Annotated in this window: 13 protein-coding genes and 1 tRNA gene; 10 read left to right on the top strand and 4 right to left on the bottom strand. The window is 66.9% G+C overall.

What is annotated here, in order from left to right:
• The first annotated feature begins 38 nt into the window (after positions 1-38).
• Positions 39-1,004 (top strand): tripartite tricarboxylate transporter substrate binding protein, encoded by a 966-nt coding sequence (locus ACWGRX_RS00145; RefSeq protein WP_291648832.1) that lies wholly within the window; start codon positions 39-41, stop codon positions 1,002-1,004.
• Positions 1,005-1,056: 52 nt separating this feature from the next.
• On the opposite strand, the gene ACWGRX_RS00140 is transcribed toward ACWGRX_RS00145, so the two are convergent.
• A complete protein-coding gene (locus tag ACWGRX_RS00140; RefSeq protein WP_452115926.1) occupies positions 1,057-2,664 on the bottom strand; it encodes a carboxyl transferase domain-containing protein in 1,608 nt (535 codons plus the stop codon).
• A gap of 211 nt (positions 2,665-2,875) precedes the next feature.
• Between ACWGRX_RS00140 and ACWGRX_RS00135 the strand changes: the two genes are divergently transcribed.
• Complete coding sequence (locus ACWGRX_RS00135) at positions 2,876-3,457, top strand: TetR/AcrR family transcriptional regulator (protein ID WP_452116498.1); 582 nt, start codon at positions 2,876-2,878, stop codon at positions 3,455-3,457.
• 42 nt (positions 3,458-3,499) lie between these two features.
• Positions 3,500-3,817, top strand: coding sequence for a YciI family protein (locus ACWGRX_RS00130; RefSeq protein WP_452115925.1), 318 nt, complete (start codon positions 3,500-3,502; stop codon positions 3,815-3,817).
• Positions 3,818-3,883: 66 nt separating this feature from the next.
• On the opposite strand, the gene ACWGRX_RS00125 is transcribed toward ACWGRX_RS00130, so the two are convergent.
• Positions 3,884-4,069, bottom strand: a complete 186-nt coding sequence (locus ACWGRX_RS00125) for a hypothetical protein (protein WP_452115924.1) — start codon at positions 4,067-4,069, stop codon at positions 3,884-3,886.
• Positions 4,070-4,171: 102 nt separating this feature from the next.
• Complete coding sequence (lipB, locus tag ACWGRX_RS00120) at positions 4,172-4,876, bottom strand: lipoyl(octanoyl) transferase LipB (protein ID WP_291640822.1); 705 nt, start codon at positions 4,874-4,876, stop codon at positions 4,172-4,174.
• A gap of 129 nt (positions 4,877-5,005) precedes the next feature.
• Here lipB and ACWGRX_RS00115 point away from each other — a divergent pair, with 129 nt between their 5' ends.
• From ACWGRX_RS00115 to ACWGRX_RS00085, 7 genes are all read left to right on the top strand, one after another.
• A complete protein-coding gene (locus ACWGRX_RS00115; RefSeq protein WP_291640819.1) occupies positions 5,006-5,275 on the top strand; it encodes a FliM/FliN family flagellar motor switch protein in 270 nt (89 codons plus the stop codon).
• 274 nt (positions 5,276-5,549) lie between these two features.
• Positions 5,550-5,634 (top strand) — tRNA-Leu (locus tag ACWGRX_RS00110).
• 176 nt (positions 5,635-5,810) lie between these two features.
• Entirely contained in the window at positions 5,811-7,217 is a 1,407-nt protein-coding gene (gene mgtE, locus ACWGRX_RS00105; RefSeq protein ID WP_452115923.1) for a magnesium transporter, read from the top strand.
• A gap of 94 nt (positions 7,218-7,311) precedes the next feature.
• Positions 7,312-8,244 (top strand): glycoside hydrolase family 25 protein, encoded by a 933-nt coding sequence (locus ACWGRX_RS00100; protein ID WP_452115922.1) that lies wholly within the window; start codon positions 7,312-7,314, stop codon positions 8,242-8,244.
• 151 nt (positions 8,245-8,395) lie between these two features.
• Positions 8,396-9,337, top strand: coding sequence for a glycoside hydrolase family 25 protein (locus ACWGRX_RS00095; protein WP_452115921.1), 942 nt, complete (start codon positions 8,396-8,398; stop codon positions 9,335-9,337).
• Positions 9,338-9,585: 248 nt separating this feature from the next.
• Entirely contained in the window at positions 9,586-10,587 is a 1,002-nt protein-coding gene (locus ACWGRX_RS00090; protein ID WP_452115920.1) for a CorA family divalent cation transporter, read from the top strand.
• A gap of 92 nt (positions 10,588-10,679) precedes the next feature.
• Complete coding sequence (locus tag ACWGRX_RS00085) at positions 10,680-11,549, top strand: SDR family oxidoreductase (RefSeq protein WP_452115919.1); 870 nt, start codon at positions 10,680-10,682, stop codon at positions 11,547-11,549.
• A gap of 133 nt (positions 11,550-11,682) precedes the next feature.
• Here ACWGRX_RS00085 and ACWGRX_RS00080 read toward each other — a convergent pair whose 3' ends face one another.
• A complete protein-coding gene (locus tag ACWGRX_RS00080; RefSeq protein ID WP_452116497.1) occupies positions 11,683-12,717 on the bottom strand; it encodes a DUF1254 domain-containing protein in 1,035 nt (344 codons plus the stop codon).
• Positions 12,718-12,761: the final 44 nt, after the last annotated feature.

The following is a 12,761-nucleotide window of genomic DNA, read 5'->3' as shown; positions in this document are numbered from 1 at the left end:
TGCATACAAGAATTATCGCCACATACGGGAGGTCGACCATGAAGAATTTCCGCAGGGCCGCTTTGGCCATGGCAACGCTGGCGCTCGCCGCCGGCCCGGCTTTCGCCTTTCCGGACCGCCCGGTTCAGTTGATCGTGCCGTGGGCAGCCGGCGGCGGCATGGATGCGGTGATGCGGATCTTCGCCAACGGGCTCGAGGCCGAGCTGAAGCAGCCGGTCACCGTCATCAACCGCACCGGCGGCGGCGGCGTCACCGGCCACACCGCCATCGCGACGGCGACGGCAGACGGCTACACCATCGGCGGCGCCAGCCCGGAAATCTCCTTCTTCAAGACGCTAGGCCTCGGCGACCTGACGCCGGAGAGCATCGACATGTTCTCGCGCGTCTCGCTGATTCCGGCTGGCGTGACGGTGAAGATGGATTCGCCCTACAAGACGATCGCCGACTTCATCAAGGCGGTGAAGGAGAGCCCGAAGGGCACCTTCACCTCCTCGGGCACCGGCATGGGCGGCTCCTGGCATGTCGCCGCAGGCGGGCTGATGAAGGCGGCGGGCCTGCCGGCCGATCAGATCCGCTGGGTGCCGAGCAATGGCGGCGCACCTGCCCTGCAGGACCTCGCGGCCGGCGGCATCAGCGCCTTCACCGGCTCTCCGATCGAGGCCAAGGCGATGCTGGATGGCGGGCGCGTGCGCACCATCCTGCTGATGACCGAGGAGCGGCACCCGAACTTCCCGGACGTGCCGAGCGCCAAGGAGGCCGGTCTCGACTGGACCTATCAGAACTGGTTCGCCATCGCCGCACCGAAGGGCGTCCCGGCCGATCGGCGCAAGATCCTCTACGAGGCGGCCGAGCGTACGATGAAGCGCGAGGACGTCCGCAAGGGCATGGCCGATCGCGGCATCACCCCGGTCTGGGACACGCCGGCCGAGCTCCAGGCCTATGTGAAGACCTTCGGCGAACGCGGCAACGCCGTGCTGAAGGAACTCGGACTCGCCAAGAACTAAGCCCCGGATTCCGCGGGACCGAAGGCGCGGCGGGAAACCGTCGCGCCTTTTTTCACATCCTGAAGACGCCGAAGCGGGTCTGCGGGATCTCGGCGTTGAGACAGGCCGAGAAGGCGAGCGCCAGCACCCGGCGCGTCTCCGAGGGCAGGATGATGCCGTCGTCCCAGAGCCGGGCCGTCGCGTAATAGGGCGAGCCCTCGGCCTCGAACTGGTCGCGGATCGGTGCCTTGAAGGCCTCGGCCTGCTCGGCAGTCCAGGGCTTGCCGGCCGCCTCGAGATTGTCGCCGCGCACCGTCGCGAGCACGCTCGCCGCCTGCTCGCCGCCCATCACCGAGATCTTCGAGTTCGGCCATGAGAACAGGAAGCGCGGCGAATAGGCCCGCCCGCACATGCCGTAATTGCCGGCGCCGAACGAGCCGCCGACCAGCACCGTGATCTTCGGCACCCGTGCCGAGGCGACGGCGGTGACGAGCTTGGCGCCGTCCTTGGCGATGCCGCGCGTCTCGAAATCGCGCCCGACCATGAAGCCGGTGATGTTCTGCAGGAAGAGCAGCGGAATCCGCCGCTGGCAGCACAGCTCGATAAAATGCGCGCCCTTCAGCGCGCTCTCCGAGAACAGGATGCCGTTATTGCCGATGATACCGACCGGGATGCCGTGGATGCGGGCAAAGCCGGTGACCAGCGTCGTGCCGTAGAGGCGCTTGAACTCGTCGAACTCCGAACCGTCGACCAGCCGGGCGATGACCTCGCGGATATCGTACTGCTTCTTCAGGTCGGTCGGCACGACCGCTTCGAGCTCGTCCGCCGCATAGAGCGGCTCGACGCTCTCGGCGATGTCGATGTCCGGGCGCTTGACGCTGTTGAAATTGCCGGCGATGCGCCGGGCGATCGCCAGCGCATGGGTGTCGTCGCCGGCATAATGGTCGGCGACACCGGAAAGCCGGGCATGGACGTCGGCGCCGCCGAGATCCTCGGCCGAGACGACCTCGCCGGTCGCCGCCTTCACCAGCGGCGGGCCGCCGAGGAAGATCGTGCCCTGGTTCTTGACGATGATCGTCTCGTCCGACATCGCCGGGACATAGGCGCCGCCGGCGGTGCAGGAGCCCATCACCACCGCGACCTGCGGGATGCCGAGCCCGGACAATGTCGCCTGATTGTAGAAGATCCGGCCGAAATGCTCGCGGTCCGGGAAGACCTCGGTCTGGTGCGGCAGGTTGGCGCCGCCGGAATCGACGAGGTAGATGCAGGGCAGATTGTTCTCGCGGGCGATCTCCTGCGCCCGCAGATGCTTCTTCACCGTCATCGGATAATAGGTGCCGCCCTTGATGGTGGCGTCATTGCAGACCACCATCGCTTCGCGGCCGGCGACACGGCCGATGCCGGCGATCATGCCGGCGCCATGCACATCCTTCTCATACATGTCATAGGCGGCGAGCGAGCCGATCTCGAGGAAAGCCGAGCCCGGATCGAGCAGACGCAGCACGCGCTCCCGCGGCAGCAGCTTGCCGCGCGCGGTGTGGCGCTCGCGCGAGCGGGCATTGCCGCCGAGGGCTGCGGTGGCGCGCCGCTCCTGCAGCTCGCCGCGCAGCGCGGCCCAGGCCTCGGCATTGGCGCGCGTCTCGGCCGAATTCAGGTCGACCTTGCTCTCGATGACCGGCACGACGCGCTCCCTGGCGAAATCTCTCCTCGGGGTTATGGCGCGGCGCGCGAAAAACGCCAACCGGCGCCCGCGCCCAGATGCGCCGTGCGCAAAGCCGGGCCGGACCGCGCCATGGCCCTGCGCGGTCGCGTTGGACATTTGTCCTAGACAGAATTAGGACGATTGACCTACACTCATGGAAACGCACCGGATCGATACGCGGTTGAAGGCTGTGACCGAGAGGACGACCCGCGAACGCATCGTCGAGACGGCCGACCGGCTGTTCTACGAGCGCGGCTTCGCCCATACCTCATTCGCCGACATCGCCGCGCCGATCGGTCTCTCGCGCGGCAATTTCTACTATCATTTCAAGACCAAGGACGAGATTCTCGACGCCGTGATCGAGCAGCGTCTCGCCAATACCGGCCGCATGCTGGCGCAATGGGCGGATGGCGACGACGACCCGGCAGCCCGCATCCGCAGCTTCATCGACATGCTGATCGCCAACCGGGCGAAGATCATGGCCCATGGCTGCCCGGTCGGCACGCTCTGCAACGAGATGGCGAAGCTCGACCATTTCGCCCACCCCCGGGCCGGCGAGGTCTTCACGCTGTTCCGTGACTGGCTGGCCCGCGAATTCGCCAGGCTCGGCCGCACGGCCGACCCCGATACGCTTGCCATGCAGCTCCTGGTCCAGAGCCAGGGCGTCGCGACGCTCGCCAGCGCCTTCCGGGATGAGACGTTCGTCCGCGGCGAGGTCGCACGGATGCACGCCTGGCTGGATGCGCAATATCGCCCCATACCGGCCGCGTGATGCCCGGCCATTCCCCGTCGTTTTCCTGGAGAGGTCGCAGCCATGTTTGTCATCTTGCTCAGATTCTCCGGCGAGAAGGACCGAGCCGCCGAACTGATGGGCGGACATAACGCCTGGCTCGCACGCGGCTTCGCCGACGGCGTCTTCCTGCTCGCCGGCAGCCTCCAGCCGAAGCTCGGCGGCGCGATCCTGGCGCATGCGACGACGCTGCCCGAGCTTCAGGTCCGCGTAAGCAAAGACCCGTTCGTCGCGGAACGCGTCGTCGAGGCCGAGATTCTCTCGATCACACCCGGCAAGGCCGATGAGCGCCTCGCTTTCCTCCTCGGCGGCGGTGCGTCTGCCGGGATCGCCAGCCGGTGAAAAGGACGATCGCGCTCCCCGGCGGAGTTCAGGCCGCCGGAAAGTCCGGCCACCTGGGAATGGCGACTAATCCCGCATGCGCCTGACCGAGCGGGTCACCGTCGGCGCCGAGACGGCCCCGATCGCGCCGCCCGCGACCGCCCCGATCGGCCCGCCGATCAGCGCCCCCGTACCCGCGCCTGCCGCAGCCCCGGCGATGCGCTGATCCGTGGTCGTGCAGGCGCCCAGCAGGGCCGCCAGGCAGCCCGCCAACAGAAATGTCCTCATCTTCATCCTCAAGAATTCTCTGATGGGGCCAGGATGGGCGGGCATGGTCAACGGGACGTGAACAGCGCCCGCGACCGCCGCAGCACCTCAACCGGGCAGGACGGTCGGGCCGAAGACATGCTCGAACTGCGCCCGCAGGACGCTGTCGACCTCCGGCATGGTCAGCGGCAGGCCGAGATCGACCAGCGAGGTCACGCCATGGCCGGCGATGCCGCAGGGCACGATGCCGTCGAAATGCGAGAGCTCCGGCTCGACATTCAGCGAAATCCCATGGAACGAGACCCAGCGTCGGACGCGGATGCCGAGCGCGGCGATCTTGTCCTCGACCTCGGCGCCCTTCTCCGGGCGGCGCACCCAGACGCCGACGCGCTCCTCGCGCCGTTCGCCGCGGATGTTGAACTGATCGAGCGTGCCGATCAGCCAGGCCTCCAGCGCGGCGACGAAGCGCCGGAGGTCGGGCTCGCGGCGCTTCAGGTCGAGCATCACATAGGCGACCCGCTGGCCGGGACCGTGATAGGTGAACTGCCCGCCCCGGCCGGTGCGGTGCACCGGGAATCGCCCCGGCGCCAACAGGTCCTCGTCCTTCGCGGAGGTGCCGGCGGTGTAGAGCGCGGGATGCTCGACCAGCCAGACCCGCTCGGCCGCAAGCCCGTCGGCGATCAGCGCCGCCCGTGCCTCCATTTCGGCGACGGCGGCCTCGTAACCGACCGGAGCCTCGGCAATCACCCATTCGACCGGCGGCGAACCTGCCTCGGGCAGGAAAGAAACCGCCAGCGCCTCGCGCGTCTTCACCTTGGATTAACCCTGTCCGTTCAACTCTCGGTAACCGGCTCGCCCTTGCCGTGCCGTGCTCATGCGCCGTTTTCCACGTCGCTGGCAAGTTCGTAGAATCGTTGTGAAGTAGGTCCCCGGAGGCGGATTTTGAAGGCTGATCTCGATCTCGTCTCGATAGAGCTGACCGTGGTGCTCGGTTCGACCCAGATGCCGATCTACAAATTGCTGCGCATGGGCCGCGGCGCGATCATCGAGCTCAATGCCAGCGAGACCGACGAAGTCCAGATTCTCGCCAACAACCACCCCTTCGCCAAGGGCCATGTCGTCGTCAGCGGCACCCGAATCTCGGTCGAGATCACCGAGATGCTGAAGCGCCCGACCGTGTTCACGCTCGACACCGTCGCCGAAGCCGCCTGAATCGCGCGCATTGCACAGCGCTGGGCGCCCCCGGCCTCGCCTTCAGGGGTTGTCCCCAGCGCCCCGCCTGCCGGAAACGGCCTTTGAACCGCCCATTCTCGCGCTTTTCCGCCTGTTTCACGCTGAAAGAGACCGGTTTTCCCGGAGCCCGGCGTTAGCCGCCGAAACTTATCCCGATTTTCCTTCACAGCCTCTTGTGGCCTGAGATTCCATTTGGTAGACCCACGCCGCTCTCGGAGTTCACCGCCACTGCGCGGCCGAGCTTCGAGCCGCTGCGGTCATGGCGGAATTGGTAGACGCACTACCTTGAGGTGGTAGCGGGGAGACCCGTGGAGGTTCGAGTCCTCTTGACCGCACCAAATTTGGGCTGATGCCCCGGGAACGGCGATCCGCAAGGGTCGCCGTTTTTCGTTGCGGATGCCGTGTTTTCGTCGCGAAACGGTCATGCCGCGTTGCCACGAGGGCGCGCCGCTGACACAAGGGCGGCTCGCCGCCTGCAAGCGAATCCCCAGCCTCGAATCCTGGAGCCGGACCGATGGTGGAAGCCGAGAGCGCTCCCAACGAAAAGCTGGCGCGGCCGATCCGCGACGAAGACGGCGTCATGGACGAGGGATTCGTCGAGCAGGTCTCGCAGGCCGTCCTGCTCTCGGACCTGACGACGCTGCGCGATCTCGTCGGCGACCTGCACGAGGCCGATCTCGGCGGCCTGCTCGAAGCGCTCGACAGCGAGGAACGGCCGAAGCTGATCTCGCTGCTCGGCGGCGATTTCGACTTCACCGCACTGACCGAGGTCGACGACGCCGTCCGCGAGGAGATTCTCGACGAGCTCTCTCCGGAAACGGTCGCCGAGGGCGTGCGCGAACTCGACACCGACGACGCGGTCTACATCCTCGAGGACCTCGACGAGGCCGACAAGAAGGAGATTCTCGACCGGCTGAGCCCGGCCGAGCGCAGCGTGCTGCAGCAGGGACTCGACTATCCCGAGGGCTCGGCCGGCCGGCGCATGCAGGCCGAGCTGATCGCCGTGCCGCCCTTCTGGACCGTCGGCCAAACCATCGACTATCTGCGCGACACGCAGGACCTGCCCGAGCGCTTCTTCGAAATCTTCGTCGCCGACCCCGGCCACCGTTTCGTCGGCACGGTCCGGCTCGACCGGCTGCTGCGCACCAAGCGGCCGGTCAGCATCGCCGATCTGATCGAGGACGACCGCCGCATCGTCCAGGCCGATGACGACCTCGAGGACGTGGCGCGGATGTTCCAGCGCTACGATCTCGTCGCCGCCCCGGTCGTCGACAAGAGCGGCCGCCTCGTCGGCGTGATGACCATCGACGACGTCGTCGACGTCATCGAGGATGCGGCGGACGACGACGTCAAGCAGCTCGGCGGCGTCGATGCCGACGAAGAGCTCTCCGACCCGGTCCGCGAGGTCGCGCTGAGCCGCTTCCGCTGGCGCTTCATCAGCCTGATCGCCGCCTTCATCAGCGCCTCGGTGATGGCGATGTTCGAGGCCCAGCTCTCCAAGCTGGTCGCCCTCGCCGTGCTCGCGCCGATCGTCGCCAGCCAGGGCGGCAATGCCGCGACCCAGACCATGACGGTGGCGATCCGCGCCCTCGGCACCGGTCAGCTCGGCAGCTGGAACCGGGCGCGCTTCTTCCGGCGCGAGATGATCGTCGGCCTGTTGAACGGCGTCGCCTTCGCGGTGATCACCGGCACGGTCTCCGGCTTCTGGTTCGGCAATCTGATGCTCGGCGTGGTGATCGCGCTCGCCATGGTCGCGACCCTTGTGGTCGCGGCGCTCGCCGGCGTCGTCGTGCCGCTCGCGCTCGACAAGGCCGGCATCGACCCCGCGATCTCGTCCGGCACCTTCGTCACCACGGTCACCGACGTCGTCGGATTCTTCTCCTTCCTCGGCATCGCGACGATCCTGCTGCGCCTGGGCTGACCCAAGGAAAGCCGCGACGGCGGAAGAAAAACCGGTAACGTAAACCGGGCGTCAAGATTTCTCCGCAATCTTGCCGAGGATGACGCCCCGCCGCATGCCACACCGATTTTCAGCCTCGCTCGTCCTCGCTGCCGCGCTCGTCGTGCTGGGTGGTTGCGTGGCGCTGGACCATTATCCGAGCAAGGGCGATGCGCGCCCCCATCCGGGGGTCGAGGCGGCGCGCCGGTATCCGATCCAGGGCATCGACATCTCGCGCTGGCAGGGTGAGATCGACTGGGCCTCGGTCAAGGCCGCCGGCACCCGCTTCGCCTACATCAAGGCGACCGAGGGCGGCGACCATATCGATCCGGCTTTCCAGAGGAACTGGGAGGGCGCGCGCCGGGCCGGCGTGCCGCGCGGCGCCTATCACTTCGTCTACTGGTGCCGTCCGGCCCATGAGCAGGCGGTCTGGTTCAAGCAGCAGATCCCGAACGATCCCGACGCCCTGCCCCCGGTGCTCGACGTCGAGTGGAACGGCCATTCCAAGACCTGCCCGAAAAAGGTCGAGCGCTCGCTGGCGCTGGAGAAGATCCGGCTGATGCTGACCGAGCTCGAGCAGCTCACCGGCAAGAAGCCGGTGATCTACACCGACATCACCTTCCACAAGGACGTGCTGGAAGGCGAGCTCGACGACTACGCCTACTGGATCCGCTCGACCGCGGCCAAGCCCGAGGCGCGCTACAACAACCGGCGCTGGTCGTTCTGGCAATTCACCACCACCGGCCGCATCCCCGGCATCAAGGGCGATGTCGACCGCAACGCCTTCTACGGCAACGAAGGCGAGTTCGCCGGCTGGCGCGAGGGCCGCTTCGACATCGGCACCCGGACCTGGACGCGCGAACGTGGCGTCCCTCCCAATCCGACCCCCGGCCCCGAACATCCTCCGGTCGCGACGCTGCCGGGCGCGGCCGCCCCGGTCGCGGCATCGCGGTTCCATCCGGCGAGCCTCGGCCAGACCGCCGAGCGGGGCGAAGCCGAGGCGGAGTGAGCCGGCGGCGGCAGCGCCCCACCGGTTAACCAAGGCTGAAGCCGCTCGCTCGAATGCTAACCACCTCTTAACCCGGCGACGGCCTATCCTGCCTGGACACAGGGAGGACCGTATGGCGCGCCGCGCTGAAAGCAGTTCAGGAAAGCGGCGCATGCCCGGCCTTGGCTACCGCCTACTGATGACGGCAGGGCTCGGCCTGCTCTGCGCCACGCCCGCCCAGGCGCTCTACCCGAAAAAGGGCGATTCCAGCCCGCATGCCGGCGTCAGCGACGCCCGCCGGCGCTCGATCCAGGGCATCGACGTCTCGCGCTGGCAGGGCGACATCGACTGGGCCAGGGTCAAGGACGCCGGCACCCGCTTCGCCTTCATCAAGGCGACCGAGGGCGGTGACCATATCGACCCGAGTTTCCGCAAGAACTGGGAAGGCGCCAAGAAGGCCGGCGTGCCGCGCGGCGCCTACCACTTCGTCTATTGGTGCCGTCCGGCCAAGGATCAGGTGCGCTGGATGAAACGCCACATCCCGCGCGACGCCGACGCATTGCCGCCAGTGCTCGATGTCGAGTGGAACGGGCATTCGGAAGCCTGCGGCAAGAAGATGCCGCGCGCCAAGGCGCTCGCCAAGATCCGCGAGATGCTGAAAGGCCTGCAGGAGCACACCGGCAAGAAGCCAATCATCTACACCGACATCACCTTCCACGAGGACGTGCTGGAAGGCGAGTTCAACAACCACCCCTATTGGCTGCGCTCGACCGCGGCGCCACTGCGCCATCGCTATGAGCGTAAGCAGTGGGAATTCTGGCAATTCACCGCCACCGGCCGCGTGCCCGGCATCACCGGCGATGTCGACCGCAATGCCTTCTTCGGCACGGAGCGCGAATTCACCGCCTGGCGTGAGGGCCGCTTCGACATCGGCGCGCGCCAATGGCGTGGCGGCGAGCCGAAGGTCGCGTCGCCCAAACCGGCCGCACGCCCCGCGGCCGTCGAGACGAAGCTCGCCCGCGGTACGCCACCGGCACTGGTGCCGGCCCCGCGGCCGCCAAAGGCATTACTGACGCGTCAGGTCGCCAGCACGGGCTCGATCAAGCGAAACTAGAGCCTGCCGTTCTCACAGGTGGCTTCCCTCATCCTGGGCGAGCGAAGCTCGGCCCGGAGTCCATCGTAGATCTCGGTATCCTACGATGGACTCCGGGTCTGCGCCGCCTCGCGGCTCGCGCAGAATGACGGCAGCGTGTCCGAGTTCGATCAACAGGCTCTCGTTTGCAGACATGCCAGGCGGACTGTCGCGAAACCGTCATATGACGGGCGCTGATGCTGGCGGACATCCCGTCAGCCGGAAGCAGCGTGTCGATACTTCAGGATATCCAGTGCCAGGCCGGTTTCATCTGGGCCTATCGCTTCGACGATGAGGGCCGTGCCAGCCTCGTGCCGCGCGACCGGGCCCCCGCGCTCGCCCTCGACGGCGCCAAATTCGTCTGGCTCCATCTCGATCTCGTCCACAGCCGCACCAAGCAATGGATCGCCGAGCGCAGCGAGTTGCCGCTCGAGGCGCAGGCCGTCTTCCTGTCGCAGGACGAGCATCAGCGGCTCTATCACGACCCGGACTTCGTCTGGGGCATCACCTATGACCAGGTCCGCGAGGTCGACAGCCTCGCCGATGACTGGGGCATGATGCACTGGATCGTCGGCGAGCGCTTCCTGATCACCGGCCGCCGCCAGGCCCTGCAGGCGACGCGGCTGACCCGCGACACGCTGGAGGCGGGCTTTCGCGCCACCTCCCCCGAAATGCTGTTCGAGCGCGTCATCGAATTCGTGATCGAGGATGTCGCCGAGGATGTGAACCGCCTCGCCGACGACGCCGACTCGATCGAGGACCACATCATCGACGACCGGATCGGCGACGAGGCGCGCAAGCTCGGCGCGATCCGCCGGCGCACGGTCAGGCTGCATCGCCAGCTCAACGGTCTGCACCAACTGTTCCGCCGCTTCCAGGAGACTGCGACCGCCCGCGCCGCGCCGGAGAAGGTCAGGAGCGCGACCGCAAGGCTGCTTCACCGCGTCGACACCATGCTGGGCGACGTCCAGCTCGTGCAGCAGCGCGCAAGGCTTCTACAGGACGAGATCGCCGCCCGTCTCAGCGCCCAGACCAACCACCATCTCTACGTGCTCTCGATCCTGACCGCGACGCTGATGCCGGCGACGCTGGTCACCGGCTATTTCGGCGTCAACACCAAGGCCCTGCCCTTCCTCGAGACCGAGTTCGGCTGGCTCTATATTCTCGGCCTGTCGGGGCTGGCGGCGGGCGCGGTCTTCTGGCTGCTCAAGCGCCGAAACGTGATCGGTTGAGTGGCGCGAGGGCCTGCTCCGGCGAAAGCGAACCTTTACCGATGGTCCGCGTAGGATCTGCGGGAGTGGGAGCCGGGCACGGGAGAAAGCTTGTGCGTAGCAATGTGCTTGTCACCGGTGGCGGCGGACGGCTCGGGCGCGCTTTGTCGCAAGTCGGAGGCCAGGGCGTTCGTGGCCTGTCGAGCCGGGAACTCGACATCACCGATCCCGCTGCCGTCCGGTCCGCGCTCGATCGGCTGCGCCCGGCTGTCGTGATCAATGCCGCCGCGCTCAGCCGCGTCCAGGATTCCGACACCGCGCCGGAGCGCGCGCGCGCCGTCAACGCAGAAGCGCCGGGCGATATCGCACGAGCCTGCGCGGAGCGCGGCCTGCCCCTGATCCAGATCTCGACCGACTATGTCTTCGGGGCCGAGACCCTGCGGCCCTGGCGCGAGTCGGATCCGGTATCGCCCGTCAACAGCTATGGCCGCATGAAGGCCGAGGGCGAGCGCAACGTCCTCTCCGCAAGCGAGAGGGCCTGCATCGCCCGTGTGGCCTGGCTCTTCGGCGATGGCGAGGATTTTATCGCGACCCTGTTGCGGGGCGACACCGAGACCGTCCGCGTCGCCGACGATCAGATCGGCTCGCCGACGCCGATCGTCCCGCTCGCCGAGCGCCTGCTGGCGCTGGCCGGCCGGATCAGCGCCGGCGAAGCCACGCCACGAACGCTGCACATCGCCGGATCGCCGCCCGTATCACGCGCCGACTGGGTCGCCGCCGCATTCGAGGCGCTGCATCGTGCCGGGCGGCAAACGCCAGCGCTTGTGCGGGTTCCGATGGCGGAGTTCGGCGGCACCGTCCGCCGGCCCCATTACAGCGCCCTCGATTGCAGCCTTGCTGCCGAACTCTTCGGTGGCGAGATCGACTGGAGGATCGCAGCAGCCCGGCCCGAACTCTTCGCTGAACGGGTCCTGTCGGCTTAGCCGCACAGGCCGCCCGCCACCGGCACGGAGCCATTTGGGCTGCACGATCGACCAGTCAGGGCGCTGCCCGCCACGGACGACTGCCATGGCGGACAACCGACCTCTCCATCCCCGCATGGCGGTCCGTCGAGGCTCAGTTTGCGGCTTTCGCGTCCGGGAACACCCATTTGCCGCTGAGGATGGCTTGCTCGGGGCGATAGAGCCGCACCGTATAGTTCCAGCCCTCGACGATCGGCAGGCAGTTCGGGATCTTGCCGTCACAGCCGCCGAGCTGGACGGTCACGGAGCCATCCTCGCTTCTCTTCGCGGTGATGTTGTTGATCGAATAGGCATTGTAGGGGTTTTTCTCGAAGAACCCCTCTGGATTGTAGACGCTGACCGACCAGAAACCCTTCACAGGAACGATCTTCGGCACATTGATCGTATAGACCGTCTTGCCGTCGTTCTTCGCGGGCGTGAAACTCGCGTAGATCACATCCTTGTCCGGAATGCCGCCCCAACCGGCGGCCGTGCCGATCAGATGCTGGATCGGCTCGACCTGGCCACGGGCTCCGAAGGAGCCGCGAAACGACGTCTGGTATTTTGCCAGCCCGAGCAGCGCATTGCGAACACTCGTGAGGCTCTCCTCATCCCAGTTCGGAAGCTCGAGCTTCCCCGGCGCCTTTTGACTGACCTTGATGGCGTCCTGAAGCGTGTGGACCGCCTCGAGATCCTTCGGATCGTTGGGATCGACCAGCGTCCGGACAGCAACGAACGCGTATCGCGTGCCGACCGCCTCCTGGGTCAGCACGACCGGATCCGTGCCATAGGCGACGATCGGCAGGTAGTGATCCTGATCGACGACCATCATCGACATGTAGCGCTTGCCGGCGTCGGGCAGCGAGAGCGTTACCGGGCCGGCGGCAAGATCGAACACGGCAAACGAATAGAGCGTATCCCGGTTCATGCGAATGACCGTTTGCTTGTCGATCGCCGTCGGCTCCCGGGAGTGCTGGAACCTGCCCAGCCCGCCCAGCGTTTTTGCGTTCGCCGCAAGGTAATGGTCGGTCTCGGCGCGGATGAAATTATCGACGGTTACCGGCACTTTGCCGCCGCGTTCCTGGGCGAACACTCCGGTCGCCAGCGCGGCCGATGCGAGCACGAGACCAACCCCAACCAATCGGAACATGGAATTACCTCTTCTTTCAAGGATTGCGCCGGGCGAGGCGATCT

It is taken from the genome of Allobosea sp. NPDC055594, assembly GCF_053618995.1.
The sequence above is the reverse complement of the archived record's forward strand: the minus strand, read 5'-3'. Positions and strand labels throughout refer to the sequence as shown.

What these genes read in the sequence shown, in the direction of transcription:
- ACWGRX_RS00145 (WP_291648832.1), top strand. Translation starts at nt 39, where the DNA reads ATGAAGAATTTCCGCAGGGCCGCTTTGGCCATGGCAACGCTGGCGCTC.
- ACWGRX_RS00130 (WP_452115925.1), top strand. Translation starts at nt 3,500, where the DNA reads ATGTTTGTCATCTTGCTCAGATTCTCCGGCGAGAAGGACCGAGCCGCC.
- mgtE (WP_452115923.1), top strand. Translation starts at nt 5,811, where the DNA reads ATGGTGGAAGCCGAGAGCGCTCCCAACGAAAAGCTGGCGCGGCCGATC.
- ACWGRX_RS00100 (WP_452115922.1), top strand. Translation starts at nt 7,312, where the DNA reads ATGCCACACCGATTTTCAGCCTCGCTCGTCCTCGCTGCCGCGCTCGTC.
- ACWGRX_RS00095 (WP_452115921.1), top strand. Translation starts at nt 8,396, where the DNA reads ATGCCCGGCCTTGGCTACCGCCTACTGATGACGGCAGGGCTCGGCCTG.
- ACWGRX_RS00080 (WP_452116497.1), bottom strand. Translation starts at nt 12,717, where the DNA reads ATGTTCCGATTGGTTGGGGTTGGTCTCGTGCTCGCATCGGCCGCGCTG.